This is a genomic window from Pseudarthrobacter sp. NS4 (assembly GCF_024758005.1).
GTDB lineage: Bacteria > Actinomycetota > Actinomycetes > Actinomycetales > Micrococcaceae > Arthrobacter.
The window spans coordinates 748,743-775,100 of the sequence record NZ_CP103288.1; the positions used below are offsets into that span (position 1 = coordinate 748,743).

Below are 26,358 nucleotides of genomic sequence, written 5' to 3' on the forward strand. Positions count from 1 at the left end.
GGCACCGTTCCGGGACCGGCAGGCTCAGCGCCTCATCAGTTGGGGGTAGTGGCGCTCGGTAACATCCGGGTGGGCGCGCATGCGGCCCTTCAGCATGTTGAGGCCAAACGAGGCCAGGAGCGGGTTGGCGGGGTCGTCCGTAATGCCCCTCGCAGCCGCCTTCAGCTCCGGTGGCAGGGGGACCGGCTTGATCACGGCATCCAGCCGCGGGGACCAAAAGAACGGGACAGAGTACCGGTCGACGCCCGGGGGCGGTGCCTGGACCCGGTGGATGGTGGCCGCCAGGTATCCCTCCGTTGCCACTTCCAGCATCTCGCCGAGGTTCACTACCAAGGCGCCGGGGATAGGCTCCACAGGCAGCCACTCCGTGACGCCTGGAGGCTGGACCTCCAGCCCGCCCACCTCGTCCTGCAGGAGGAGCGTGACGAATCCGTAGTCCGCATGCGCGCCCACTCCCTGGTCGCCGGCTGCCTCGACCACGCCGCCGACGTAGTGCACCAGCTTGCCCATCCAGGCCGGTGAATCACGGAAGGGCTCGTCGAAGTAGTCCTCGGGCAGTTCCAGGGAAACCGCTATGGCACGAAGGAGTTCCATTCCAACCATGGACATCAGCTCGGCCCACTCCATCGCCGCCGGTTTGAGCTCGGGGAAGGACTCGTCCGGCCACAGGTTCGGGCCCTGGAGCAGCCAGTACGGCTGGTCGGCCGGATAGTCACTGACCGGCTCACGCTCGGGAGAATAGTCAATCTGTTCGCGCGCATCCGCCCTGCCTTGGGTCACCTCCGTGCCCATCCGGGTGTATCCCCGGAAGTGGGGTGACAGGCGGTTGTCCAGCTTCATCCGTTCCTCCAGGGGCAGGCTGAAAAAGCGCCGAATGACATCCAGGAGATGTTCGGGCTGGCCCGGCGCCGCACCGTAACCGGTGATTTGGAAGAAACCGACGTTATGGGTGGCGTACCGCAGCTGTTCAATGAATTCCGGACTGAAAGACCCGTAGGGCTGCCGCGCGGTGCTCAGGTCCAGAACAGGTATCCCCTGATCATGTGACATCCTCGCAGACTAGCACCGCAGTGCCCTGCTTTATAGGCTGACTTCATGGACCCTGACGCGCTAAGGAAAATCTGCCTGTCATTCCCGGGCGCCTTCGAGGACTATCCTTTCGGCCCGGAGACGGCAGTGTTCAAGGTGCGTGCCCGCATCACCGGCGGTGCCCGGCACGAGGCCAAGCTCTTTGCCCTGTCCTCAATGGACCTCCAGGACTTTTACGTAAACCTCAAATGCGAACCCTCCCTGGCCGTGCAGTTGCGTGCTGCCCACTCCGAAATCACGGGTGCCTGGCACATGAACAAGACGCATTGGAATGGTGTCCGGCTCGACGGGACGCTGCCGGACGACATGGTCAGGGACATGGTGGAGGACTCCTACGACCTTGTGGTGGCGGGCTTAAGCCGGAAGCAGCAGGAGCAGTTGGGGTGGGCACCGGATGAGTGACAGGAAGCGGGCTGCGAAAGGCGGGCTCAACTACCCCGGAATCGGGAACACGCAGCAGGGCAACGCTCCGGGGGTGTACTCCCGGGTACGGAAGGAGGTCCGCCTGGGCAGCGGGCTGGCGCTGTACCGGAGGGTTGCACGCGGCATCCTGGGCTGGGAACTGCAGCGGCGGGCAGGGCTTCGTGTCCGTGCGGAAGCGCCGACGGCGGTGCCCGGAACGCGGGTGGTGAGCGGCTTCGGCATCGGGCCTTTCAGGCTGGACGCACCGTGCGAGGTGGTCTGGGTCCGGCACCCGGCGCCGGACGGGGCGCCGCAGTCGGCTGGATTCGGCTACGGGACACTGCCCGGGCACCCGGCCCGCGGCGAGGAATCCTTTGAAGTCGAGATTGACAGCCAGGGCGAAGTGTTCCTCCGGATCCAGGCCTTCAGCAGGCCCGCCAACTGGTTCTATGCCGTGGGCGGGCCGGTGGCCCGCGCAGCGCAGCGCTACGTTACATCCCGGTACATTGAAGGGGCACGCACACTCGCCGCGGAAGGAACGCCCCCGTGATCTTTATCGTCGTCAAGTTCAAGGTCAAGCCGGATTGGTCGGGGCGCTGGCTCGACCTGGTGGCCGGCTTTACCCAGGCCACCAGGGAGGAACCGGGCAACCTGTGGTTCGACTGGTCCCGGAGCGTGGAGGACCCGAATGAGTTTGTCCTGGTGGAGGCCTTCAAGGACGACGCCGCGGGCGACCATGTCAACAGCGCACACTTCAAACAGGCCATTGCCGACATGCCCCAGGCCCTCGCGGAAACGCCCAGGATTATCAGCCGCCAGCTTGACGGTGATGACTGGGACCGGATGGGCGAACTCACCATCTAAGCCTGCAGCATGGTGTCGGTAGGCTGAAGCCATGTGGATCGGCTGGATCGAATTCGACATCCTCCTGGGCGACGTTCAAAGCCTGAAGGAGAAGCGCTCCGTCATCAGGCCTTTGCTGGCTGAGATCAAGCGCCGCTACGACGTCTCCGTCGCCGAGGTGGGTGACCACGATCAGTACCGGCGCAGCCAGGTGGGCGCCGGACTGGTGGCAGCGGACCGGGCACATGTAGTGGAGGTGCTGGCGGCCGTCGAGCGCCTTGTGGCCGGGCGCCCTGAGATCCAACTGCTCAGCGCGCGCCAGCGGGAGCTGCACAGCGAAGACTGACTACCGGTCCTCCCAGGCCGCGTCCCAGGTTATCCCGGCGAGCCTGGCCTGACCTAGCATGCTTGGGTGGAAGTAGTCGAGGACACTGACATCCGCTGCGCTGAAGGGGTAGCTGTAGACGGCGCCGCCGTCGTGGCGGCAGATTTCTCTGTAGGATCCGCAAGCGGCAGCCAGGATACTGTTGAAGGCCTTCTCCCGCTCGACAACCTGCCGGCGCGTTTCCCCGGTATTGCCTGCCGCAAGCATGGATTGGCAGACCTGCCCCGCCGACCAGACGGACTGGGCCGTAGGATCGGTGTGCAGGACGTTCCACAACTGATGGAGGTCCGGAATGCTGCTGACGAATACTTGCGGGCGCGGCCGCATGCTGTCCAGGACGGCCAGCGCCTGGTTCACACTGATCGTAAAGTCCTCCACAGACGTCATGCTGTCTGCAGAAGGGGCGCACAGGTCGTTGGCCCCTATCAGGATGGTGACATATTGGACCTGCCGGCCGGCGGCAACGGCAGCCTGGCGGGGAAGGTCGGAGACAGTCGCACCGCTCCTGGCCTCGTTGAAGCTGTTTCCCCGGATATGGGGCGTCAACTGGAGCAGCCGTTCGTAGTGGCTGGTCACGCCGTCGCTCGGACCGTCGCCGGTGGACCAGGAGTGTGGTAGCTGGTCACCCTGACGGCAGCATGCGTTGAAGGCCCTGGTCATGGAATCCCCGAGGGCGGCCATGCTGTTGGGGTAGGCCGCGTCCGGCGGCGATGGTGGTGTTGGTGCTGCAGCCAGCGTGACAAGGATCAGTAACAGCAGGAGACTGAGAAACCGCGGCAACTTGCCCACAGCACGATTAAAGCGGAAATCCGCGCCCCTCCGGAAAGGGGGCGCGGATTTCCGCTTACGAGGGAGGCGGTGGGCCCACGCCGCCAGGGTTCCCTGGCTGAGCTTGCGAGGCGAGGGAGGCGCTGGGCCCACGCCGCCAGGGTTCCCTGGCTGAGCTTGCGAGGCGAGGGAGGCGGTGGGGACTAGCCGAAGTACTTCGGCAGGGTCCCCTCGTGGGCTTCCCGGAGCGCGTCCAGGGACAGGCTCTCAACGCCGTTGATCTCCAGGGTGCCGCTGGCCGCGTCCACCACGCCAATGCGGGTGTGGGCGAAGCCGCGGGCGGTGCACATGTCCGTGAACCGCACTTCCTCCGAGCGGGGGACACCCACGACAGCACGGCCCTGGGACTCGGAGAACAGCGCCGTGAACAGGTCCACGCCGTCCCGGTCCAGGACATCCTGCAGTGCGATCCGGGCACCGACGCCGTAGCGCAGCGAGGATTCCACGAGGGCCGCCGCGAGGCCACCCTCGGACAGGTCATGGGCAGAGTCGATCATGCCGTCACGCGACGCGTTGATCAGGATTTCGCCCAGGGCACGTTCGGTGTCGAGGTCCACCTTCGGGGGCAGCCCGCCCAGGTGGCCGCGGATGTTGGCCCACTCCGAACCGTCCAGTTCGGCAGCCGTGGTACCCAGCAGGTAGATGGCCTGGCCGTCCTCACGCCAGCCCGACGGCGTGCGGCGGGCAACGTCGTCGAGCTTGCCCAGCACAGCCACCACGGGGGAGGGGTGGATGGGCGTGGTGCCCGTCTGGTTGTAGAGGGAGACGTTGCCGCCCGTGACCGGGATTCCCAGCGTCATGCACGCGTCGGACAGGCCGCGGATGGCCTCGGCCAGCTGCCACATGACGTCCGGGTCCTCAGGAGAGCCGAAGTTGAGGCAGTCGCTGACGGCCATGGGAACGGCACCAGAGGTGGCCACGTTGCGGTAGGCCTCGGCCAGCGCCAGCTGCGCGCCGTGGTACGGGTCAAGGTAGGTGTAGCGGCCGTTGGCGTCGGTGGCCAGGGCAACGCCAAGGCCGGTTTCCTCATCCACGCGCACCACGCCGGCGTCGTCCGGGAACGCCATGGAGGTGTTGCCTCCGACGTAGCGGTCGTACTGGTCCGTGATCCAGGACTTGGAGCACATGTTCGGCGACGCCACCAGTTCGGTGACGGCCTTGGCAAGCTCAGCCGGTGCGGAGGGCCGGCCGGCGTCCTGCACAGACCCGGTGAAGGAGTCAGCCTGGACGTTGTCCTGCCACTGGGGACGGGCAAACGGACGGTCGTAGACCGGGCCGTCGTGAGCCACGGTGCGCGGATCAACGTCGACAATCACCTCGCCTTCCCAGGTGATGATGAGGCGCCCGCTGTCCGTCACCTCGCCCAGCCAGGCGTATTCCACAGCCCATTTGTCCATGACGGCTTCGAACGCTTCAACGTTCTCCGGGGTGACCACGGCCATCATGCGTTCCTGCGACTCGGACATCAGGATCTCGCCCGGGGTCAGTGTGGGGTCGCGCAGCAGCACGGAGGTCAACTCGACGGCCATGCCGCCGTCACCGTTGGAGGCAAGTTCGGAGGTGGCGCAGGAGATGCCGGCGGCACCCAGGTCCTGGATGCCCTCCACCAGGGAGCCCTTGAAGAGTTCGAGGCAGCACTCGATGAGGACCTTCTCGGCGAAGGGATCACCCACCTGGACAGCGGGGCGCTTGGACGGCTTGGTGTCGTCGAAGGACTCGGAGGCCAGCACGGACGCGCCGCCGATGCCGTCACCGCCGGTACGGGCACCGAACAGGACCACCTTGTTGCCCTTGCCGGACGCGTTGGCCAGGCGGATGTCCTCGTGGCGCATAACGCCCACGGCCAGCGCGTTCACCAGCGGGTTGCCCTGGTAGACGGAGTCGAACACCATTTCGCCGCCGATGTTGGGCAGGCCCAGGGAGTTGCCGTAGCCGCCGATGCCGGCAACGGCACCGTGCATGACGCGCGCCGTGTCCGGGTGGTCGATGGCGCCGAAGCGCAGCGGGTCCATGACTGCCACGGGGCGGGCGCCCATGGAAATGATGTCGCGGACAATGCCGCCGATGCCGGTGGCGGCACCCTGATAGGGCTCCACGAACGACGGCGAGTTGTGCGATTCGATTTTGAAGGTGACGGCCCAGCCGTCCCCCAGATTGGTGACGCCGGCGTTCTCGCCGATGCCCACCAGCATGTCCTTCTTCATCTCCGCGGTCACCTTTTCGCCGAACTGGCGCAGGTGGTTCTTCGAAGACTTGTAGGAGCAGTGCTCACTCCACATCACCGAGTACATGGCCAGTTCGGCGCCTGTGGGGCGGCGGCCCAGGACCTTGATGATCTCGTCGAACTCGTTGCGCTTCAGGCCCAGCTCGGCCCAGGGCAGCTCGGTATCAGGAGTCTTCGCGGCGTTCTCGACTGTGTCGATGTTGAACTTCTTGGTGGTTTCGATGCTCACTTGGCGCCTCCCACAATCTTGGTCAAAACGGAAGTGAAGAAGCCCAGTCCGTCGGTGTCCGAACCGCCGATGCCGTCCAGGGATTCGGGTCCGAAGCCCACCTCCACGGCGTGCTCGGGGTGCGGCATGAGGCCAACAACGTTGCCGGCCGCGTTGGAGATGCCGGCGATGTCGCGGCGGGAACCGTTCGGGTTGAAGCCCACGTAGCGGAACACCACGCGGCCTTCTGCCTCAAGCGCGTCCAGCGTCTTGTCGTCCGCGATGTACTGGCCGTCCTGGTTCTTCAGCGGGACGGTGATCTCCTGGCCCGCTTCGTAGTCCACGGTCCAGGCGGTGTTGCTGTTTTCGACGCGCAGCACCTGGTCACGGCACATGAATTTCAGATGGTCGTTCTTAATCATTGAACCCGGAAGCAGGTGCGACTCGGTGAGAATCTGGAAGCCGTTGCAGATGCCCAGGACCGGCAGTTTGGCATCGGAGTTTGCTGCGTCGATGATCTTGGACATCAGTGGTGCGAAGCGGGCAATGGCGCCGGCGCGGAGGTAGTCGCCGTAGGAGAATCCGCCGGGAATCACGACGGCGTCAACGTCACCAAGCTCAGTGTCGGCGTGCCAGAGTTCGACGGCGGTGCCGCCGGCCAGGCGTACGGCGCGGGCGGCGTCGCGGTCATCCAGGGTGCCGGGGAAGGTAACGACGCCGATGCGCGCGCCTGCCAGGCGCGGCTCGGCCGCGGCTGCAACGGCTTCGCCGATCAGGGGAAGTTCAGTCATCTCAGGCCTCGACGACCTCGACGTTGACGACGTCCTCGATCACGGGGTTGGAGAGGAGGGTCTCTGCGGCGTCGCGGGCCTGGGCCAGGATGTCCTCGGTCACCTCGCCGTCGACCGTCAGTTCAAAACGCTTGCCCTGGCGGACAGAGCTGAAGCTGGTGAAGCCCAGCCGGGGGAGAGCGCCGACGATCGCCTTCCCCTGCGGGTCCAGAATCTCGGGCTTGGGCATGACGTCAACAACGATCCGGGGCATCCGGTAACTCCTGTGCGTGAGCTTGGGTAAGGGCGCAGCGGAGTGGTGCCGTCTCACGCCGTACCGGGTTGTGATGACTGTTGGTGGACAGTGAGGACGGGCGCTCCGCGAGCTTGCCATATCATTCTACCGGCCGGAATGCCTGCGCCTGTATTCGGCCGAATCGGCCCCCTGGCCGTTACAGCATGCAGCGTTCGACGGCCCCACCGGCCAGTGGTTCTGGAGTTGCCGGAGCCGCTTCATTAGGATTGCTGGATGACAGAGAAATCGAGGTCCGTCCTATTGCCGATGGTTGCCGCGGCCGTGTTCGCCGGTCTGGGCCGGATGGTGCTGCAGAAGGTCAAGGCTGACCGCCTGGCGCGGCAAAACCGGGTGGCTGGTCCGCTTGATGAGAAGACCCGGCAGTGGATCAGCGAGGTGGTCCGGACGCCGCGGCAGTAGCGAGGCCCGTTCTTCAACGCCGTGACGAGGGCGCCCTTCGGGGCGCCCTTTTTTCGTGTCTGGCTCATCTCCGCACTGCCCTGTGACCCGTCCAAAATTTACGTTTATGTCCTATGTCATATCTGGCTATCACTCTGTACTGTTTGAACGAGCTGGTCATATTCATTGACAAGATCTGTAATTGGATGTGCCACGCCTGTCGTTTCGGGCCCCCAACCATGGCTGGGCCGGTACATCGTGAAAGGGTGCAGGTGGGATCAACTGGAAAGAGCACCATCCGGGGCGGGGGACTCCGGAAGGCGGCGGCGCTGGCCGTCGGGTTGCCGCTTCTCCTGACGTCAATGGCTATGAGTCCCGCCACCGCGGCGCCGGCCAGCCAGGAGAAGCAGGCAGCAACAACAAGCCCGGCCGCTGCCCACTTCGAGGACGGCCGCTACATTGTGGTGCTGGCAGGGGCGGCTGCAGCGGCCTATGAAGGTGATATTCCCGGCCTGGCTGCCACCAAACCCCGGAAGGGCAGGAAGCTGGACGCCGGCAGCCCCAACTACAAGGCCTACGACTCACACCTCCGCAAGCAGCAGCGGGATGTGGCGGCTGCCCAGGGCGTTACTCCCGACAAGCAGTACACCGCAGCCCTCAACGGATTCCGTGCCGAACTCACCGCTGCCCAGGCCATGGCCCTTTCGAAGGACAACCGGATACTGGTGGTGGCGCCCGATGTGGAGAACGCCCCCGATTACACCACCACGGATTTCCTCAGGCTCACGGGCTCCGATGGCATCTGGGCCAAACAGTTCGGCGGGGAGGCAAACGCGGGTAAGGGCGTGGTGGTGGGAGTCATCGACTCCGGCTACGCACCCGACAACCCGTTCCTGCAGGGCGAACCGGTGCAGCCGCTCCAGGGCCCGGCGCAGGTGGGCGTTCCGTACCGCACGGCAGAAGGCCGGATTGCCATGCTGAAGGCTGACGGCACCACCTTCGAAGGCGAATGCCAGAAGGGCGAGGGAACCGGTGCTGCATTCGACGGTTCGTTGTGCAACTCAAAGGTCATCGGTGCGCGCTACTTCGCCGACTCCTTCCTGCAGTACGTTGCCCCTGAAAACCGTGCACCGGAAGAACTTATTTCCCCCGTTGATGTTGGCAGCCACGGAACCCACACCGCCACCACGGCCGCCGGCAACGCGAACGTTGAGCAGGTGATCGACGGCGCCGGCTTCGGCAAGAGCTCAGGTGTTGCTCCCGCCGCCAAGGTGTCGGTGTACAAAATCTGTTGGGAAGACACCAACCCCGCCACCGGCGGCTGCTACTCGTCCGCTTCCGTCGAAGCGGTGGAAGCGGCCATCAAGGACGGCGTGGATGTCCTGAACTACTCCATTTCGGGCAACAACAACAGCACCACAGATCCTGTTGCGCTGGCCTTCCTGAATGCCGCCGCGGCCGGTGTGTTTGTTTCCGCATCAGCCGGGAACTCAGGCCCCGCCGTCTCCACGGTCAACCATGCCTCACCCTGGCTAACCACCGTTGCCGCCTCGACTTTCCCCAGCGACCTGCTCGGAACGGTCAAGGTCTCCGACGGCTCGCAGTACCGCGGCGCATCCATCATGAAGACTGAAGTGGCAGACAAGCCGGTGATGGTCGCTGAGGCCGCGGCCGCGGCGGGAGCAGTGAACCCCAACCTCTGCGCTCCCGGCACCCTGGATCCAGCCAAGGTGGCCGGCAAAGTAGTGGTGTGTGACCGGGGAGTTGTAGACCGGACAGCGAAGAGCCAGGAAGTCCAGGACAAGGGCGGCGTGGGCATGATCCTGGTGAACCTCACCAGCAGCTCCGAGGACGCCGACAACCACGTGCTCCCCACCGTTCACGTCAACGCTCCCAAGAGCCTGCAGCTGAAGTCCAGGCTGGAGGCGAACCCGGCACTGACGGTCAGCCTGGTCAAGGGCGACCTGACCGGTGAACCGCCGGCTCCGGCCCCGCAGATCGCCGGCTTCTCCTCCCGCGGCCCCACCCTCGCATCCGGGAGTGACCTGCTGAAGCCGGATATTGCAGCACCCGGGGTCAACGTCCTGGCAGGCGTCTCCACCATCGGCAACGACGGCGACCAGTTCGGCTTTATGTCCGGTACGTCCATGGCGGCTCCCCACATCGCAGGCTTCGGTGCCCTGGTGCTCAGCAAGCAACCCGCCTGGACCCCGGCCATGGTGAAGTCGGCGATGATGACCACGGCCTACCCGCTGGTTAACCCGGACGGTTCCGCCAACAACGACCCCTTCCAGGGCGGCGCCGGCCACATCGACTCCACCCGGGTCCTCGACCCCGGGCTGGTCTACAACTCGGGCATCAAGGACTGGCTCGGCTTCCTCAACGGACAGGGAGTGGACACCGGCGCGCCGCAGGCCGGCACCATCGCCGCCCGGGACCTCAACCTGCCCTCCATCGCACTGGGCAGCCTCGTGGGAGAAGTCCAGGTCAAGCGTCAGCTGACTGCCCTGGTACCAGGCATGTACCGTCCGGAAGTCAATATGCCCGACTTCAACGTCCAGGTGGAACCCAAGGCCCTGAACTTCGCCAGGGCAGGCCAGACCCGTGAAGTAACTTTGACGATCCGGAACGGCAGCGCCCCGGTCGGCAAGTTCAGCACCGGAACCCTGGCATGGAAGGGTCCCCGTACGGTGAGCTCACCGATAGCCATCCGGCCCGTCGATGCGCAGATCGCTCCGTCGTTCTCCTTCAGCTCCGCAACCGGCAATGGAAGCGCCACGATGGAACTTGTGTCCGGTTCGGACAGCCCAATCGCCGTGGGCGTGGAGGGGCTGGCGCCCCTGGGCCAGACCGCCATCACGAAGACGCCCGGCGAGTACGCGCCCACAAACGATGCGCACAATGCACTGCTGCAGATAGATGTTCCTGCGGGAGCATCGTTCGCCCGGCTGGGCGTCCAGGCCCAATCCGACGACGTCGACTGGGACATCGTGGTGTACGCACCGAACGTTTTGGGCGGCTTCACCGCCACCCAGGTGGCCACCGCCTCCGCCAGCGAATTCCTGGACCTTGAGTCTCCCCGTGCCGGGACGTATTACATCGTGGCCAACCTGTACTCCACCCCGGACAGCGGCGCTGCCACGGCGTCCGTTCAGGCGGTGTCCTTCGCGGGCGACGCCGGCAACCTCACGGTGGAGCCAAACCCGATTGCCGCACCGAACGGCACCGCCACGTCGGCCACGCTGTCCTGGTCCGGGCTGTCCCAGGGGTCCTATCTCTCACGCCTGAGCCTGGGCGGGAACGGCATCCGCACCTGGGTGAGCGTCCAGATTGGCCCGGCAGCCTCCGCAGCTCCGGCCGGGGCTCCTGCGCTGGCCCTGGCGCAGGCGGTACCGGCAGCCTGACAACTGCATCCTGGGAGGAAAGCGGGTCCCGGACGGCGAACACCGTCCGGGGCCCTTTGCTTTTCCCGGCCGGCCGAAGGGCTCAAGTGGCGGCGCCGCCCAGCAGTGGTGCCATGGTGTTCCAACGGGATATCTCGCAGCCATCAGTCCGGGAAAAGGCGGACTCCACCTGCCGCCCATTGAAGGTGCCGCTGACCACTGCAACCTGTGGTCCCCCATACTGCTGCGTGCAGAGCTTTGGCGGCCCCGGTTCCGGAAAGAAAATCTGCTCACCGAACTGTTCCACGGCGGCCAGCGCCGCCTGTGGGTCCGGCACTGTGCTTTGACCCACCGGCCGTCCGCCGTCTGCCACGAGGCGGAACACATGCTCGGTGGCATCGGGATGTTCACGCAGCCGGATGGTCAGGTCGATCATTCCAGCACACCGGCCGATGCCTCCGCCAGCACAACTGCCAGCCTCTCCCGCAGCACGGCAGCCTCCGCCGAGAAGGACCGTTGGTACTCCACATACGCGGCCTTGCCCTGCGGTGTCTCGATGGGAATTGCAGGGTAGCCCCATTCGGCCAGGTCGTACGGGGAGGCCTGCATGTCCATGGCGCGGATCCGCCAGGACAATTCGAAGCAATCCATGACCAGTTCGCTGGGAAGCAGGGGCAACAGTTTGTAGGCCCACTTGTACAGGTCCATGTTGGCGTGCAGGCAGCCGGGCTGTTCCATGTGCCGCTGTGTTTCCCGGCTGGGTGCAAGCTCGTTTAGGGGAGTGGCATCCGGTGTGTAGAAACGGAAGGCGTCGAAGTGCGTGCAGCGGATCCGGTTCTCCTCCACCACCTTGTCCGTGCCGGCAGGCCCGAGGCGGAGCTGCAGGTACTCGTGGCGCTGGTCGAACCTGTCCTGGTGGTAAACCATCGCCCATTCGTGCAGTCCGAAGCAGCCGAACTGGGCCGGCCGGGCTGCCGTGCCCCGCAGGATGATGCCGGCAAATGCCACGGCGTCGCGGCGGTCGGCGAGGAAGGCGTTTCGGTCAACGGTGACCGCGGTGCTTTCCGCCGGCAGCCCCAGGGAGGCGAGCTCGGCGTCGTCGAGCGCCCGGTAATGTTTCCAGCTCCTGCGCGCGGCCGCTGCGTCACCCACCAGGACAGCCCCGGCCCCGGGATGCCAGCGCCGCAACTGTCCTGGTTTCTGGGTGTAGTAAGTGAAGAGGAAGTCCTCCACAGGGTGCTTCCGGCCGGCGGACCTTCGTGCCAGGTAGGGATCCGCGTAACGGTCAACGCGTTGGTGGTGGGCTGCTTCCCGTGCCTGCCGTTCGTCCGCCGCCAGGAGCCTAAGCTGCTCCACCGGCGGCACCAAGTACATCCTTCGCAGCATCCCAGGCGCTGATCTCACAGCCGTTGGTGCGGGCGAATTCAGCGTCCACGGGAACGCCGTCCACCATGCCCGTTACGGTAGCTTTTTGGGGTCCGCCGTACTGCTGGGTGCATGCCTGGTCGGTGCCGGGAGCAGGATCGCTGAGCAATGCGGCGTTTTGCTTAAGGGCTGCGCACGCGGCTTCCGGTGCGGGGTGGCTGCTTTCGGCGGCAGGGATGCCTGCTTCACACACCAGGGTGTGGCTCACCTCGGGCTCGCCTTCGGCCGGGATGATGATGATGGCCAGCTCGGCATTGCCCTGGCCCGGCCCTGCAGCGGGTGGCTGTGGGGGTTCCGGCGCGGGCGCCGGAACGGAGGTCTCTGCGTCGGGTGAGGGTACAGGAGTCCCGGGAGCCGTCGCGGAGGGGGAGGTCTGCATTGGCGAAGGCGAAGGGGACCCACCCTCCGGTGCGGGGGTGCAGGATGTCAGCATCCCTGCCGCGATGGCCAGCGCTGCAGCCTGGAGTCGCAGATTACGCATCGCCCGACGCCTCATTCATCCCTTGATTCTACCCGCAAGGCGGATGTGGTTCCTGCTTGTCCCGCTGGCCGGATCGGCGGCTTCCGTGGATCCCGGCGGCCAGGAAGTGCTGCTGGAGGTGGCCGCAATGAGACCCATCATGGCTGCGTGGAGTTCGGTGACCTGCTCCCGGGTCAGCCCGAGCCGTTCCATCATTGTTCCCGGTACTCTAAGGGCCTCCTGCCGCAGCGCAGCTCCTTTCGGGGTAAGTGCGACGGCGAGGGCACGCTCGTTTCCGTCCGCCCGGCGTCGGGTGATGAAGCCGGCTGCTTCGAGGCGCCGGAGCAGCGGCGAGATTGTGGCCGGTTCCTGTGCCAGGGCCTCGCTGATGTTGCGCACTGTCCGGGGGCTGGATTCCCAGAGGCACAGCATCACGAGGTATTGCGGGTGGGTGAGGTTAAGCCTCTCCAGGACCGGCTTATAGGCACCAACCACACTGCGGGCCGCAACGGTCAGTGCGAAGCACAGCTGGTGTTCCAGGAGCAGGTCATCGTCCTGCGTGGTGTCCAGAGTGGTGTCCGTTGTCACTGCGCCTCCAATTGTTAGTGCACTAATGATTAGCGTACAGTCATCTCAGGAGCAGGATAAAGCGGAAGGAACCGTTCATGGCCAAGGGGAACTCTCAGGACAAGGGCAACGCTTCGCAGCGGTTTATGCGGGCAACCGGCAAGCTGCGGGCCATCTTCGGTCCGGCCAACCGTTCCTCCCTCGTCCACGACATGACAGAGGAAAACCGCAGGCTGCTTGCCCAGCGCGAAGCTGAAAGCCGGCAGTGGGAGACCGTTACGCGGCCCGACGGCAGCACCTACGTGCTGCCCAGGAACCCGGACGACAAGTCGCTGCGCTGACCGGTTGACGGTTGCCCGCCGGACGCGTCCGTCCCGCCCTGTCCGCCCTGCCACCTCCGGGCGCCCTCACATCTGCCGCCGGCCCCGCAGCGGAGCCTTTTACTCCACCCCGGCGTAAAATAAGGGCACTGGCTCCGGCAGGAGGCAGCGGCACTTTCCCCCGGAATGCGGGAAGGGGGTGGAAAACAGTGGCACATGTCATCAGTGGATTTATGGGCCTCACGGACAGGCTCCGCTTCGTCTTTGGGCCTGCCGCCCGGCTGGACGCCGATACGCCGGTGGTGCACAAACACGATGAGTTTGAACAGGCCTCGGAAGAAGAACTTTCGCACTTCCTGGTTGAAACGGATTCATCCGGCCATCACTACGCTGTCCGCCGGGAAGACCTGGAGCGGGAAGCTTAAACCGTTAGCTGGAATTCCGCGTCAGCCAACTAAAAAGCCGGGGCGTGTTCCGAAGTTCGGAACACGCCCCGGCTTTTTGCCGCTTGTGGTTCTGTGGGATTAGCGGCCGGTGCCGCCGTAGACCGTTGCCTCGTTGTCGCTGTCCAGCTCGAAGGCCTTGTGGATCACTCGAACCGCTTCATCGAGCAGGTCTGCGTGGGTTACCACCGAGATGCGGATCTCCGAAGTGGAGATCATGTTGATGTTGATGCCGGCGCCGGACAGCGCTTTGAAGAATGTTGCCGAAACACCGGGGTGCGAGCGCATGCCCGCGCCAATCAGGGAGAGCTTGCCGATCTGTTCGTTGTACTCGATGCTCTCGAACCCGATCTGGTCCTGCGCTGCGTGCAGGGCGGCCAGGGCGTCGGCACCTTCGACGATGGGCAGCGTGAACGAGATATCTGTTCGGCCGGTGCCGTGGGTGGATACGTTCTGCACGATCATGTCGATGTTTGAGTGGGCATCAGCAATGACCTGGAAGATTGCAGCCGCTTTGCCGGGAATGTCCGGAACGCCGACAACTGTGACCTTGGCTTCGGAACGGTCGTGTGCAACGCCGGAGATGATTGGCTGCTCCAAGGCAACTCCCTCTTGTGTGGTGATCTTGTCTTCGGCGCTGGGGATGACCCAGGTGCCTTCATGCTGGCTGAATGAGGATCGGACGTGCAGCGGCACGCCGAACCTGCGGGCATACTCGACGCACCGCAGGTGCAGGATCTTGGCGCCGGAAGCTGCAAGCTCGAGCATTTCCTCGCTGGAAATGGTCCCAATCTTTTGGGCAGAGGGGACAACGCGGGGATCGGCCGTGTAAATGCCGTCCACATCCGTGTAGATTTCGCAGACGTCGGCTTCCAGTGCGGCAGCCAACGCAACAGCGGTGGTGTCCGAACCGCCGCGGCCCAGGGTGGTGATCTCGTTGGTGGACCGGCTCATGCCCTGGAACCCGGCAACAATGGCGATGTTTCCCTTGTCGAGGGCGGTACGGATCCGGTGCGGGTCGACGTCGATGATCCGCGCCTTACCGTGGATGCCGTCGGTGATCATGCCGGCCTGGGAACCGGTAAAGGACTGGGCGGAGGCGCCCAGCTTGTTGATGGCCATGGCCAGCAGCGCCATGGAGATGCGTTCGCCGGCGGACAGCAGCATGTCCATTTCACGGGCGGGGGCAGAATCGGTCACCTGTGCGGCAAGGTCCAGGAGTTCATCGGTGGTGTCGCCCATGGCGGACACCACAACCACCACCTCGTTGCCGGCTTCCTGCGCGTCAACCACTCGCTTGGCAACCCGCTTAATGCCGTCAGCGTCCGCCACGGAGGATCCACCGAACTTCTGCACGATGAGCTGTTTAGTCACCGCACGGCCGGTGGGCAGCACCGTGGGCTGCGTTGCGTTGTGCACTTCGGTAGTGGGCGTACTCATGCGCGTACCTTCACTGGATCAATTGGAGTTCTGGAGGCCAGGCAGCCTGACGCCAGGACGGCGCGACTTCCTCCGACAGTTTATCGCCGCCCCCGCTGTGGTGTTGAATTGTGACCGAATCTCAGCCCATAAGGGGAGGAGCGGGGAAGGACGGCAGGCGTACGCTCAAGGGGTCAATGCATGGAAACTCTGGGGGACAGGTGTGCGATAAATGGCAATGATGCCGGAAACTTCGGAAGGGCCGGATGGGCAGGGACCCGACGGCGGGATAACGGCCACGGGGGTCAGCCGCAGCTTCGGCGCGGTGCACGCCGTCGAGCACATGGACTTCCATGCCCCGGCCGGCAAGGTCACGGCCCTGATCGGGCCCAACGGCGCAGGCAAGACGACGCTCCTGCTGATGCTGGCATCGCTGCTCGCCCCGGATGAGGGCACCATCAGCGTAGGCGGGCTTGATCCCAACACGCACCGGGTCGAGGTCCGCAGCCGGCTCGGCTGGATGCCTGACACCCTGGGCGTTTGGGAGTCGTTGACCGCACGCGAAATCCTCACCCAAATTGCCCGCTTCTACCGGCTCCCCGCTTCCCGCATTGGGCAGCGGGTCGCCGAGATGCTTCAACAGGTCCGGTTGGACGACCTGGCCGACCAGCCCGCCCGGGTATTGTCCCGCGGGCAGCAGCAACGGCTCAGCCTTGCACGGGCGCTGATCCACGATCCCTCTGTCCTGCTCCTTGACGAGCCTGCATCGGGGCTGGACCCGGGCTCGCGGGTTGAGCTGCGGATCATGCTGAGGCAGCTTGCCGCCGAGGGCAAAGCGGTAGTGGTTTCCTCTCACGTCTTGAGTGAGCTCGATGAAATCGCGGACGGCGCCGTCTTTGTGAACAAAGGACGAACTGTCCGGCAGCAGACCACTGAGGAGGCCGCCGCCGCCGGCCGCCGGTACGCCATCTACGCATCGGACATCTCCGCGCTCGCCGGCAAACTCACTGAGCTGGAACTGGTGTTCCGGCGGGAGGACGGGCGCCGCCCGGGGGTAAGCCTCATGCTTCGGACCGAAGGCGACGCGGAAAGGCTCCTGCGGGACCTGGTGCTTGCCGGCGTCGGAATCAACTCCTTTGCTCCTGCCTCCGGAGCCCTTGAAGAGACGTACATGAACCTCGAGGGGGACCGGCAATGAGCCATCAGACAGACAACCGGCAGGAAACCGCCCGCTCCGGCCAGGCGGGAGCCTACTTCGCCGGCATCGGCCATGTGATGGCCCTGGAACTGAAACAGCGGCTGCGTTCGCGTGGCTGGTACATCATGCTGGCCATCTGGTTCGTCCTGACGGCCTTGGTCACCTGGCTGACATGGGCGAGCTGGAACGCCTCACAGGCTGCCCAACGTGCCTACGAAGGCTACGTTCCTCCCGGAGCCACCGGACCGGGCTCCATGATTTTCGAAGTGGTGCTTGCGTTCGTCCTGTTGTTCGCATTGTTGGTGGCACCTGCTCTCTCGGCCAATGCCGTGAACGGCGACCGTGCGGGCGGAACACTGGCGATACTCCAGGTGACCCTGCTGGAACCCGGCCAGATCCTGTTGGGAAAGTTCTTTGCCGCCTGGCTGGCAGCCCTGGCATTTCTCGCGGCGAGCACACCGTTCCTGGTCATCGGGGTGGCACTCGGCGGACTGACACCGGGCCACGTGCTGGTGTCACTGGTGATGCTTGCCGTGGAAGTGGGCGTCGTGTGCGCTTTGGGTGTGGGGATATCCGCGCTCGCCGGCCGGCCGTTGTTTTCCATCGTGGTGACCTACCTGGCGGTGGCCGGCCTGGTTTTTGGAACGTTGATTTCCTTCGGTCTCGGCACAGGGCTGACGCAGGGAACGGTCATGGCCAACAATCCGCAGTACCGTGAATACGCACCATTGCAGTCCGGACGCCTGGAACCGACGTACACCTGCTCGGGACCGCTCCGCGAACAACCGGCCGTCCACACCGAGCGCGTGGCGTGGACGCTGGGAATGAACCCCTTTGTTGTGGTGGCGGACGCCATTCCCTACCCGGACCGCACAACCCAGCAGGGTTCTTCGTCCGTGGGGGCCATCGAGGGCATCAGCCAGGCAGCACGCCAGGCCATGGCGGGTCCGGAAGGCACCGTCCCCTGTGCGAACGGCACGGTGCAGCCCACCTACCTTGCGCAGAAAACACCTTTGTGGCCCCTCGGCCTTGGCCTTCAGCTCTTGTTGTCCGGGCTCCTGCTGTGGCTGGGCTGGCGTGTTCTCAGGACGCCTGCGCACCGCCTTGCCCTGGGCACGCGTATCGCCTAGCGGGGCCGAACCTGGCCGGCGGGTCAGGTCAGCGCGTTCCGCCTGCCTTCGAATGCACGTCCCAGGGTGACCTCGTCCGCGTATTCAAGGTCGCCGCCCACCGGGAGGCCGGACGCGAGCCTGGTCACGGTGATGCCGATGGTCTTGAGCATGCGGGCGAGGTAAGTTGCCGTCGCCTCGCCCTCAAGGTTGGGATCGGTGGCGATGATGACTTCCTGGATGGCGCCGTCGTTAAGGCGCGTCAACAGTTCCCGGATCCGGAGTTGTTCGGGGCCAATGCCGGCGATCGGATTGATAGCCCCGCCCAACACGTGGTACCGGCCGCGGAACGAGCGTGTGCGCTCCACGGCCAGGACATCCTTGGACTCTTCCACCACACAAATGACGGCGGGGTCGCGGCGGGGATCGCGGCAGATATTGCAGAGTTCCTGTTCCGTCACGTTGCCGCAGACCGTGCAAAACTTCACCCGGTCCTTGACGCTAGTGATGGCGTCCACCAGCCGTTTCATGTCCTGCGGATCTGCTTCGAGGATATGGAATGCCAGCCGCTGTGCGGACTTGGGTCCCACGCCGGGAAGGCGTCCGAGCTCGTCTATCAGCTCCTGGACAGCACCTTCGTACACGTTTTCCTCTTTAGCTTGATGTGGACAGCGGGTAAAGCAAAAGCTTGCGGAACAGTAACGCCCGCTTCAGGACGGTCAGGCCCGTCAGTATCGGGGCGGAATGGGACTTCCGTCAGGGGAACGCTCCTCAATCAGCTTTCCGCCCAGAATACGCTCCACGGCCGCCCGGCCGAACACTCCGGACTCCTCGATGGTCTCGTCATCAGCGCTCGGAATGTCCTGGACGTAGGTGGCGGCTGCCGCAACCGCCCGGGCAGGTGCCTTGGCACGCCCGGCCTCGGCTTCAGGGCTGTTCGACAGCCGCTGGTAGAGGCTTTGCCGGGTTTCTCCCGTCCCGGCCGCAGGGGCCACGGCCGGAGAAGGCGCACTGCTCCTGGAAATCGTGGGAGCCGGAGATGCGGCAGGGGCCGGCCGGGACGGAGCAGCCGCGGCGGGACCGGCAGTGGGCACAGCCGAAGCCATGGCGTACTCGGGTGCCCTGACGGGCTTACTTTCCGACGAGCCCGTCAGCGGGTAGGACTGCATCGGAGATGACGGCGCTGGGGTGGTCGCCCAGGATGACATCGACTGTGACCGGTCCGCATCGGTGGGGGCAGGGGCTGAAGCAAGGCCCCAGTCGGGCTCTGTGGGCGTCCCCGGCGTCGTCACCGGGATGGACGGCGGGACCTGGGCCGTGGCGGGCTCGTAACGGGGCGTTGGGACGCTCCCGCTTTCCTCCTCCGGGGTAGTGGCGGGAGGTGTCCTGCCTATGTTGCTCTCGTTTCCAACCACCCAGACACCCGGGGCCTGCTCGACGGCGCGGGTCCAGGGATCGTGGACAGCATCAGGTGCCGCGGGACGCTTGGGCTCGACCGCTCCGGACGTGGTGCCGGTTTCCTGTTGGCTGCCCGCACTGACAGGGTTCCGGGCTGAGGCTTCAGCAGACGTGGATTTGCTCCCCGCTTGCGCGGAAGGCTGCCAATCCAAGGGCGGTTCCTCATCCAGCGGGGGAGCGTCTTCGTCCCGCGGCGGACCCCAGTCATCGTCTGAGTAGGAGTAGTCACCGGCCAGTGCGGTGTAAGGGTCTGCACCAGTGGCCGCAGGCGCCGCACTCTGAGGCTGCTGAGTGGAACCTGCAGCCGGCCGCCCAGGTGCTTCCTGTGGCGGGCGGGCGGGGACCGACGTCTCGTGATCGGCGTGCGCGTGACCGGTACCGGCTGCGGCGGCACCTCCAGCGCCCGCCACCGCGCTGCTTCCTGATCCGCTCCCCTTACGGGTGGCTGCGGGCCGGGGTCCTTCCGGGCCGGGACCGGCTGCCGAGTGTGGGGGTGCGGGCGAAACAGAAGCTGTCGGCGCGGCCGAAGCAGGAGCCGTGCGTGCGGATGCGGGGGCCGTCTCGGCAACGGTGGAGGGGGCTGGGGCAGCCGTGGGTGCGGCAGAGGCTGACGGGGCAGGCGCGGGTGCCAGGCCCCAGGCGACGTCAGCTGAAGTGGCCGGAGCTGCTTGGCTGGTTAGTGCTTTTGGGTTTGGCTCAGAGCTCGCCTGGCCGGAGCCACCAGCCACCGCATGGATCTGGCAGTCAATGCCCACCGTCTTATGAATAGCCTGGCGCAGGTTTTCTGAGTGGTCGGCACGGCCAAAGGCGCCCGCTAGTCCGGTTGTTGTGAATGAAAGAGTGAGCACGGTTCCGTCGAAGGCACTCACTTGGGCATTGGGTTCCACGAGTGCCCATGTGCTGCGCTTGATCTTGGACAGCGTCTGCAGTACGTCCGGCCAGGCCCGGCGCAGGACTTCGACGTCACCCATGGCTGCGGGAGCAACGGGCTGCGCGGCGGCGGCGCCGGCGTTGGTGGCGGGGAGGGCAGCCGCGGCACCCTCTGTCCGGGCAGGAGCCAGTGCAGCCGGAGGAGCAGCAGGTGCATGATCGGAGCGTTCCGGGGCGGGGCGTGCCGGAGCAGGGCGTTCAGCCGGCGGCCGGACGGCCGACTTTTCTTCCACCGGCCAGTCGCTGGTGCTCACGCGGGGAGCAGTCAGAGGTTCCCGGCCGGCGGCAGCCGTAGCTGCATCGCCAGCGGGTCCGGGGACATCCCGGCCTGCTGCCGGGTGTGCCGGTCCGGCCATGACCGGTTGGGGTGAATCGTCGCCCGGCGACAGCGGCGGTACCGGAAGCCCGGGAGGTTCCGGCTGGGTCGGGCGCGCTTCGGGGGACTGCGCCGACCTGGTGTTGGCCCCGGCCCCCACTACTGGTGGCGCCGGCACGGACTGCGCGGCTGCCTGGGGCTGCATCGCCACAGTTGCAGCAGCTGCCGCCGCCGGCTGCGAAACGGGGGAGCCCCCACCGGATGCGGTGGCTGCGGCGCCGGCCGCACCCGGGCCAGCGGGAGCACCGACGTCGTTCCCGGCGTAGTTGAGGCGCCGTTCCACCCGGTCAATCCTCGCCGCCATGCCGCGTTCGTTCTGCTCTGAACTGGGGAGCAGGATCCGGGCGCACAGCAGCTCAAGGTGCAGCCGCGGGGACGTGGCGCCTGTCATCTCGGTCAGCGCCGTATTGGTGACGTCAGCAGCCCGCGACAGTTCGGCGGCGCCCAGGTTGTGGGCCTGGTTCTGCAGCCTGGCGATCTGGTCCGCGGGCATTCCCCGCAGGATGGCCTGGGCGCTCTCCGGCATGGCCTGCACGATAATCAGGTCGCGGAACCGCTCCAGCAGGTCCTCCACGAACCGCCGGGGGTCATGGCCGGTCTGGATGACGCGGTCCACGGCCCGGAACACAGTGGCGGCGTCGGACGCGGCAACGGCCTCCACCACATCGTCCAGGAGCGAAGCGTGGGTGTAGCCGAGCAAGGCGACGGCGAGTTCGTAATCGAGGCCGTTGGGACCGGCGCCAGCCATCAGCTGGTCCAGGACGGACAGCGAGTCGCGGACGGACCCGCCACCGGCTCGGATGACCAGCGACAGGACCCCAGGTGCAACCGGAACGTTTTCCTGGTTGCACAGGAGTTCCAGGTAGGCCATCAGCGGCTCGGGCGGCACCAGGCGGAAGGGGTAATGGTGCGTGCGGGAGCGGATGGTCCCGATAACCTTGTCCGGCTCGGTGGTGGCAAAGATGAACTTGATGTGTTCCGGCGGTTCTTCAACAATCTTCAACAGGGCGTTGAACCCGGCCGAGGTGACCATGTGGGCCTCGTCAATGATGAAGATTTTGTAGCGGTCCCGGACCGGGGCGTAGGTGGCCCGCTCCCGGAGGTCCCGCGCGTCGTCCACGCCGCCGTGGCTCGCGGCGTCGATCTCGATAACGTCGAGTGATCCCGAGCCGCCGCGGGCCAGTTCCAAACAGCTGGGGCAGGTGCCGCAGGGGGTGTCGGTAGGGCCTTTGGCGCAGTTCAGGCAGCGCGCCAGGATGCGGGCGGAGGTGGTTTTTCCGCAGCCCCTGGGACCGGAAAAGAGGTATGCGTGGTTGACCCGGTTTTTCCGTAGCGCCGTCATCAGCGGCTCGGTGACATGCTCCTGACCGATAACGTCAGCGAACGAGTCGGGACGGTATCTGCGGTAGAGGGCGGTAGTAACTGTCACAGAGAAAACCCTACCAATCCGGGCTGACATCCTGCCGCCCTGTGGGGGAATAGTAAAGACCCCCCATGCACCCGCCAGAGCCCGCCTACCCTTGCTACCTTCCGGTCCTGGGGGAGTTCAACAGGATGACGCCACATGAGGGGCCGTCAGACACTTTACCCGAACATCCCGCCCGACTCGAATCCGCCGTTCCTCACCGCCAGCCGTGCACGGGCCAGGTCATAAAAGCCGGTTCCTCGTAGGGGTGGGCTGCGCGCAAAGCGGCAACCACTCCTTCCAGGAAAGGCTCCTCGACCACGCATTCAATCCGGTCCTCCACCACCATTTCGGGCCTGCCCACTTCCCCAAGGAAAGGCTCCGCTCCAGCTTGCGGCGTGAAGCGGCCGGTTCCCGGCGAGACAAAAGAGCAGTGGGAATAGTTTCCGATCCTGCCTGCTCCGGCGTCGCCGATTGCCCTCAGGACCAGGTCCGTATGGGTTGCGGGGGTGTAGGCCACCAGGGCATGAAGCTCTGTCATGGGCTTAATCGTGCCGGAAGATTCCGCGGATTCCATGGAATTTCATTGCTTATCCCTGCGCCACCCACGATCATGGGTATGTACACCGATTGGGGCAATCTCAAGGTTGTGAACTGTGTGGCCTGGCTAAACGGCGCCGGACCCGGCAGTTCAACGGAGTACCAACGGAATGGGCGCGTTGGGGGCGTCCATTTCTGCGTTAAAGCTGCGGGGAAGCGGCTGCCGGGCAGCGGCCGCGGTAGCAAAAATGGTGTCCTTGCGGCCGATTGGGCGATGCGCAAAACATCAGGTACTCTAGTATCTGCTTTTGATTCAGAAGCAGCTGGAGAATTCGCCTAGCGGCCTATGGCGCACGCCTGGAACGCGTGTTGGGTTAACGCCCTCGGGGGTTCAAATCCCCCATTCTCCGCCGGTTAAGAACCCGGTCCCGCAGTCTTGGGACCGGGTTCTTGCGTTAAGGCCAGCCGCTGAATTTCCGAAGGCTAACCTTCGTCTACCGCCGGCAGGCCGAGGCGACGCAGCCGCGCCCTGGCTGCAAGTTCGCTGGGTCCCCGCGGGCCAAGGGCCAGGCGGACGACGCCGAGTACCGCCTTGGTGGCCAGCCTCACCGGCAGGGGAAAGGGACCCAGCCGTGGAACCTTTAGCCCGAGCATCCGGCGATACCTTGGCTCCAGGCTGTACACCGCTCCCGCGAACAGGATGCGGTAACCGGGACGCAGCATTGGATGCAGCGGCGCGTTGCGAATGAATTCCACGGTCTCAGCCACACGTTTGTCAACGCGGAGTTCGCCGCTGGCATACCAATGGTCCAGCTCCCTGCGCATCTCTGCCTCCGTCAACGGCGGCTCGTCCACTCCCATCAGCCTGCCCGCCTGCGCCCACTCCCTAACGTACTCGTCGGGCCCGCCCGGGATTGGCCCGCCCCAGATCTTGTGTGCGGTGAGGAAGGCGTCCGTGAAGGCGATATGGATCCAGCTGGCCAGTTGGGGATCATTGGCGCTGTAGCTGCGCAGCGCTCCCTGGTTGTCGCTGTAGTTCCCCTGGACCTGTTCGTGGAGCCGGCGGACCATACGCGAAGCGTCCTCGGCCGCTTCCTTCGAGCCGTACGTTACGGTGAAAATCCAGCGGATGGTGTGGGCGAGCCGGCCCAATGGGTCTTCGCGGAAGTTGGAGTGCTCGTGGACGCCGGCCAGGGCTCCCGGATGGAGGGACTGCATCAGCAGGGTCCGGATTCCCGCCACGATGGGGGACATGGAACCGTGCACCGCCCAGACCGCCGAGCCGGGCAGGTGGTAACCGGGGTCAGCGCCTTCTTCCAACCGCAGTGCCCAGCCTGGCGGCGCATCGGCCTCCCCCGTAAACGTCTTTTTGAGCTCGTCCTGCCATTTCCGAAGGAAACTCCGCATACCCCATTGTTGCCCAACAGGACCCCCTGGGGGAGGGTACCCATTAGGGGCAACCCCCTTATTTTCCGGGTGATATCCACAAAAAAACCGCATAGTCGAGGTGCAGGGTTCACACCGCATCGGCTCTGTGTTCACATGGGAGATACCGTCAAGACAGCGTGCGGGTGGGACACCTTCGGGGAGTCAGTTCATTGGGCAAGAATCGGGCATCCGGCACGGGCAAGAAAGCCCAAAATTCATATCTTCCCGCTACCCGCGTCCTGGCAGCCGCCGGTGCCTTGGCCGTTTCCTTTTCCGCCGTCAACCTCTCGGGCGGCTATCACGCGCCACGAATGTCCTCGGCCTCGGAGTTGCCAAAGGGCAGTGTTCCGGCACCAGCAGGCAATCGCGCAGCTTCCGGTCCTGAAGTGCAGGCCACAGGCCCCGCGGGCGTTGTGTTGCCGGCGCCTGACAGCCATGGTGCGCGCGCCCTGCCCCCCGCGATTCTTACAGACCCACATGCGGTTTTGTCGTTTCCGCGGTCGATGATCAGCAGTTCCATTCCGGATATGCCAGCGCCAGCGGCAGTGGGATTTTCGGGTATAGGGAGGCCTGCCGTCGGTTACCTGATGGCCCCACTGGAGCTCCTGAACCCCAGCTCGCCCTTCGGGTTTCGGGTCAGTCCCCTGACCGGGGCGGCCGGCGATTTCCATTTGGGTCAGGATTATGCGGCTCCCTGCGGAACCAAGGTATACGCTGCGGATTCCGGAGAGGTGCGTGCTGCTGGCTGGCATCCATGGGGCGGCGGCAACAGGGTTGAAATTGACCACGGCAACGGACTGGTCACCACGTACAACCACCTCGAGTCGGTGGCGGTCCGCCGAGGGGACACAGTCCAGGTGGGACAGGTCATCGCCCGGGTGGGGAGCACCGGATGGTCAACAGGCTGCCATCTGCATTTTGAGACAATCCTGAACGGCAGGCACACGAGCCCGCTGAAGTGGAGGCTGGTTGGCCTTCATGCCGTCGCTGGTGCCGGCCCCGCGGAGGCACTGTCGTACGGCCCCGACTTTGTTTGGCCCTCCGATGAAGGGACCCGTTGGACATTTCCGTTCAGAAAGAGCACAGCGCCTCTGCGGGGAGCAGCGGCACAGTCTCCCACGACGGCCGCCCCACCTCCGCCGGCATCGCTAGTGCCGGCGTTCGCGCCCACCGGGCCAGCGCCGTCACCGGCATGGCCCTCGTCCACTGAGCCTTCGACATCGCCGTCGCCGTCGCCGACTGAGCCGTCGCCAACCCCGACTGAGCCGTCGCCAACCCCGACTGAGCCGCCGCCGTCGCCGTCGCCAACCCCGACTGAGCCGTCGCCGTCGCCGACTGAGCCGTCACCGTCACCGTCGCCGACTGAGCCATCGCCTTCACCGTCACCGTCACCGTCACCGTCGCCGTCGCCGTCGCCGTCGCCAACTGAGCCTTCGCCGTCGCCTACAGAACCAGCGCCGTCGCCCACCCAGCCAGCGCCATTGCCTGTTGAGCCGGCGCCATTGCCTGTTGAGCCGGCGCCTGCCCCAGTTGAGCCGGCGCCTGCTCCGGTTCAGCCGGCGCCTGCTCCGGTTCAGCCGGCGCCTGCCCCGGTTCAGCCGGCGCCTGCCCCGGTTGTGCCCGCGCCTGCCCCGGTTGTGCCGGTGCCTGCCCCGGTTGTGCCGGTGCCTGCCCCGATTGAGCCGGCACCGTCGCCGGTTGAGCCGGTACCTACTCCGGTTGAGACGTGGACGGTTGAGCCGGTTCCCACCACCACTGCCGAACCGACCAGCCCGGCAACCGAAACATCGGCTTCGGCGGCCCCGACCCTGTAGCAGAACCCGTAAAGCCGAGGAAACAGTTCAGGAAACTCCCAGCCCCGACCAGTACCTTGGGTTGCTGGCAACGAACTTCCGGCATGGACAACTTCCTGAGGACGCAACCTTTGGCACCCTTGTACCCGATACCCCTGACCCTCAACGACGGAACTGAGACCGACTTCGGCAGATTCAGGGGAAAAGTGGTGATGGTGGTCAACGTGGCCTCCAACTGCGGCTTTACACCCCAGTACGCCGGCTTGGAGACGCTCTACGGGAAATTCCGCGACCGCGGATTCGAGATCCTGGGGGTTCCCTGCAACCAGTTTGCCGGACAGGAACCGGGCAGCGACAGTGAGATCGCAGAGTTCTGCCAGCGCAACTTCGGCGTCAGCTTTCCCCTGACGGTCAAGGCCGAGGTCCGTGGGAAGGACCAGCATCCACTCTACGCGGAGCTCACAAAGTTCAAGACGGGCCTGCTGCCGGGGCTGGTGAAATGGAACTTCGAGAAGTTCCTGGTGGGCCGCGACGGCCAGGTGGTGGACCGCTTTGCTCCCACTCTGGAGCCGGACTCGGCACAAGTCATCGACGCCATCGATAAGGCTCTCGGCTGAAAAGAAGTGCTTTCACGCATCAGGTCTGCAAAAGCGCAGTTCTT

26 protein-coding genes, 1 tRNA gene, 1 other RNA gene and 1 pseudogene are annotated in these 26,358 nt (G+C 65.4%); 14 read left to right on the forward strand and 15 right to left on the reverse strand.

The window, feature by feature from the left end; all coding sequences use genetic code 11:
- Positions 1-24: 24 nt before the first annotated feature.
- On the reverse strand, positions 25-1,050 hold the full coding sequence (locus NXY83_RS03580; protein WP_258804728.1) for an isopenicillin N synthase family dioxygenase: 1,026 nt from the start codon (positions 1,048-1,050) through the stop codon (positions 25-27).
- Positions 1,051-1,095: 45 nt separating this feature from the next.
- Between NXY83_RS03580 and NXY83_RS03585 the strand changes: the two genes are divergently transcribed.
- The 4 genes from NXY83_RS03585 to NXY83_RS03600 are packed head-to-tail and all read left to right on the forward strand — an operon-like array spanning position 1,096 to position 2,680.
- Positions 1,096-1,491, forward strand: a complete 396-nt coding sequence (locus tag NXY83_RS03585; RefSeq protein ID WP_258804729.1) for an MmcQ/YjbR family DNA-binding protein — start codon at positions 1,096-1,098, stop codon at positions 1,489-1,491.
- Positions 1,484-2,041, forward strand: a complete 558-nt coding sequence (locus tag NXY83_RS03590; RefSeq protein WP_258804730.1) for a DUF1990 family protein — start codon at positions 1,484-1,486, stop codon at positions 2,039-2,041. Before NXY83_RS03585 ends, NXY83_RS03590 begins: the two co-directional genes overlap by 8 nt.
- Positions 2,038-2,355: a putative quinol monooxygenase gene (locus tag NXY83_RS03595; protein WP_258804731.1), complete on the forward strand. Its 318-nt coding sequence runs from the start codon at positions 2,038-2,040 to the stop codon at positions 2,353-2,355. Before NXY83_RS03590 ends, NXY83_RS03595 begins: the two co-directional genes overlap by 4 nt.
- A gap of 31 nt (positions 2,356-2,386) precedes the next feature.
- Positions 2,387-2,680, forward strand: a complete 294-nt coding sequence (locus tag NXY83_RS03600; RefSeq protein WP_258804732.1) for a DUF503 domain-containing protein — start codon at positions 2,387-2,389, stop codon at positions 2,678-2,680.
- On the opposite strand, the gene NXY83_RS03605 is transcribed toward NXY83_RS03600, so the two are convergent.
- The 4 genes from NXY83_RS03605 to purS all read right to left on the reverse strand — a co-directional run bounded on the left by NXY83_RS03605 (position 2,681) and on the right by purS (position 7,023).
- Positions 2,681-3,508, reverse strand: a complete 828-nt coding sequence (locus NXY83_RS03605; protein WP_258804733.1) for an SGNH/GDSL hydrolase family protein — start codon at positions 3,506-3,508, stop codon at positions 2,681-2,683.
- Between the two features lie 182 nt (positions 3,509-3,690).
- The gene (purL, locus tag NXY83_RS03610; protein WP_258804734.1) at positions 3,691-6,000 is read right to left on the reverse strand and encodes a phosphoribosylformylglycinamidine synthase subunit PurL; all 2,310 of its coding nucleotides are present in this window, start codon (positions 5,998-6,000) and stop codon (positions 3,691-3,693) included.
- On the reverse strand, positions 5,997-6,770 hold the full coding sequence (gene purQ / locus NXY83_RS03615; protein ID WP_258804735.1) for a phosphoribosylformylglycinamidine synthase subunit PurQ: 774 nt from the start codon (positions 6,768-6,770) through the stop codon (positions 5,997-5,999). The genes purL and purQ overlap by 4 nt, the downstream gene beginning before the upstream one ends.
- 1 nt (position 6,771) lies before the next feature.
- Entirely contained in the window at positions 6,772-7,023 is a 252-nt protein-coding gene (gene purS, locus NXY83_RS03620; protein ID WP_003798434.1) for a phosphoribosylformylglycinamidine synthase subunit PurS, read from the reverse strand.
- A gap of 255 nt (positions 7,024-7,278) precedes the next feature.
- Between purS and NXY83_RS03625 the strand changes: the two genes are divergently transcribed.
- Together NXY83_RS03625 and NXY83_RS03630 are read left to right on the forward strand one after the other, a co-directional pair.
- Positions 7,279-7,464, forward strand: a complete 186-nt coding sequence (locus NXY83_RS03625; protein WP_258804736.1) for a hypothetical protein — start codon at positions 7,279-7,281, stop codon at positions 7,462-7,464.
- 275 nt (positions 7,465-7,739) lie between these two features.
- Positions 7,740-10,847 (forward strand): S8 family serine peptidase, encoded by a 3,108-nt coding sequence (locus NXY83_RS03630; RefSeq protein WP_258806057.1) that lies wholly within the window; start codon positions 7,740-7,742, stop codon positions 10,845-10,847.
- Between the two features lie 82 nt (positions 10,848-10,929).
- On the opposite strand, the gene NXY83_RS03635 is transcribed toward NXY83_RS03630, so the two are convergent.
- From NXY83_RS03635 to NXY83_RS03650, 4 genes are read right to left on the reverse strand one after another with little or no spacing between them, the layout of a single operon-like run.
- Complete coding sequence (locus tag NXY83_RS03635) at positions 10,930-11,262, reverse strand: serine protease inhibitor (protein ID WP_258804737.1); 333 nt, start codon at positions 11,260-11,262, stop codon at positions 10,930-10,932.
- The gene (locus NXY83_RS03640; protein WP_397427557.1) at positions 11,259-12,200 is read right to left on the reverse strand and encodes a 3-methyladenine DNA glycosylase; all 942 of its coding nucleotides are present in this window, start codon (positions 12,198-12,200) and stop codon (positions 11,259-11,261) included. Before NXY83_RS03640 ends, NXY83_RS03635 begins: the two co-directional genes overlap by 4 nt.
- The gene (locus NXY83_RS03645; RefSeq protein ID WP_258804739.1) at positions 12,169-12,732 is read right to left on the reverse strand and encodes a subtilase-type protease inhibitor; all 564 of its coding nucleotides are present in this window, start codon (positions 12,730-12,732) and stop codon (positions 12,169-12,171) included. The genes NXY83_RS03640 and NXY83_RS03645 overlap by 32 nt, the downstream gene beginning before the upstream one ends.
- Positions 12,733-12,747: 15 nt before the next feature.
- Complete coding sequence (locus NXY83_RS03650) at positions 12,748-13,299, reverse strand: MarR family winged helix-turn-helix transcriptional regulator (RefSeq protein WP_258804740.1); 552 nt, start codon at positions 13,297-13,299, stop codon at positions 12,748-12,750.
- Positions 13,300-13,376: 77 nt separating this feature from the next.
- Here NXY83_RS03650 and NXY83_RS03655 point away from each other — a divergent pair, with 77 nt between their 5' ends.
- Positions 13,377-13,619, forward strand: coding sequence for a hypothetical protein (locus NXY83_RS03655; RefSeq protein WP_258804741.1), 243 nt, complete (start codon positions 13,377-13,379; stop codon positions 13,617-13,619).
- Between the two features lie 188 nt (positions 13,620-13,807).
- Positions 13,808-14,023 (forward strand): hypothetical protein, encoded by a 216-nt coding sequence (locus NXY83_RS03660; RefSeq protein ID WP_258804742.1) that lies wholly within the window; start codon positions 13,808-13,810, stop codon positions 14,021-14,023.
- A gap of 99 nt (positions 14,024-14,122) precedes the next feature.
- Here the strand turns inward: NXY83_RS03660 and NXY83_RS03665 are convergent, their stop codons facing one another.
- Positions 14,123-15,481 carry an aspartate kinase gene (locus NXY83_RS03665; protein WP_258804743.1) on the reverse strand — a complete coding sequence of 453 codons (1,359 nt, stop codon included), beginning with the start codon at positions 15,479-15,481 and terminating at the stop codon, positions 14,123-14,125.
- Positions 15,482-15,701: 220 nt separating this feature from the next.
- Here NXY83_RS03665 and NXY83_RS03670 point away from each other — a divergent pair, with 220 nt between their 5' ends.
- Positions 15,702-16,658, forward strand: a complete 957-nt coding sequence (locus NXY83_RS03670) for an ABC transporter ATP-binding protein (protein WP_397427588.1) — start codon at positions 15,702-15,704, stop codon at positions 16,656-16,658.
- Positions 16,655-17,788 (forward strand): ABC transporter permease, encoded by a 1,134-nt coding sequence (locus tag NXY83_RS03675; RefSeq protein ID WP_258804745.1) that lies wholly within the window; start codon positions 16,655-16,657, stop codon positions 17,786-17,788. The genes NXY83_RS03670 and NXY83_RS03675 overlap by 4 nt, the downstream gene beginning before the upstream one ends.
- 23 nt (positions 17,789-17,811) lie before the next feature.
- On the opposite strand, the gene recR is transcribed toward NXY83_RS03675, so the two are convergent.
- From recR to NXY83_RS03695, 4 genes are all read right to left on the reverse strand, one after another.
- Complete coding sequence (gene recR, locus NXY83_RS03680; RefSeq protein WP_258804746.1) at positions 17,812-18,411, reverse strand: recombination mediator RecR; 600 nt, start codon at positions 18,409-18,411, stop codon at positions 17,812-17,814.
- Between the two features lie 84 nt (positions 18,412-18,495).
- Entirely contained in the window at positions 18,496-21,990 is a 3,495-nt protein-coding gene (locus NXY83_RS03685) for a DNA polymerase III subunit gamma and tau (protein WP_258804747.1), read from the reverse strand.
- A 21-nt stretch (positions 21,991-22,011) separates the two neighbouring features.
- Positions 22,012-22,108: signal recognition particle sRNA small type (ffs, locus tag NXY83_RS03690), an RNA gene on the reverse strand.
- 45 nt (positions 22,109-22,153) lie between these two features.
- Positions 22,154-22,477: a hypothetical protein gene (locus tag NXY83_RS03695; RefSeq protein WP_258804748.1), complete on the reverse strand. Its 324-nt coding sequence runs from the start codon at positions 22,475-22,477 to the stop codon at positions 22,154-22,156.
- Positions 22,478-22,801: 324 nt separating this feature from the next.
- Here NXY83_RS03695 and NXY83_RS03700 point away from each other — a divergent pair.
- Positions 22,802-22,886: transfer RNA gene (locus tag NXY83_RS03700), tRNA-Ser, on the forward strand.
- Between the two features lie 73 nt (positions 22,887-22,959).
- On the opposite strand, the gene NXY83_RS03705 is transcribed toward NXY83_RS03700, so the two are convergent.
- Complete coding sequence (locus tag NXY83_RS03705; RefSeq protein WP_258804749.1) at positions 22,960-23,883, reverse strand: oxygenase MpaB family protein; 924 nt, start codon at positions 23,881-23,883, stop codon at positions 22,960-22,962.
- Between the two features lie 608 nt (positions 23,884-24,491).
- On the opposite strand from NXY83_RS03705, the pseudogene NXY83_RS03710 reads away from it, so the two are divergent.
- The 3 genes and pseudogenes from NXY83_RS03710 to NXY83_RS03720 form a co-directional block, all read left to right on the forward strand.
- Positions 24,492-24,797: pseudogene (locus NXY83_RS03710) on the forward strand (M23 family metallopeptidase); the annotation flags it as partial.
- A 164-nt stretch (positions 24,798-24,961) separates the two neighbouring features.
- Positions 24,962-25,114 (forward strand): hypothetical protein, encoded by a 153-nt coding sequence (locus NXY83_RS03715; RefSeq protein ID WP_258806409.1) that lies wholly within the window; start codon positions 24,962-24,964, stop codon positions 25,112-25,114.
- A 687-nt stretch (positions 25,115-25,801) separates the two neighbouring features.
- Positions 25,802-26,314, forward strand: coding sequence for a glutathione peroxidase (locus NXY83_RS03720; protein WP_258804750.1), 513 nt, complete (start codon positions 25,802-25,804; stop codon positions 26,312-26,314).
- The last annotated feature ends 44 nt before the right edge of the window (positions 26,315-26,358 follow it).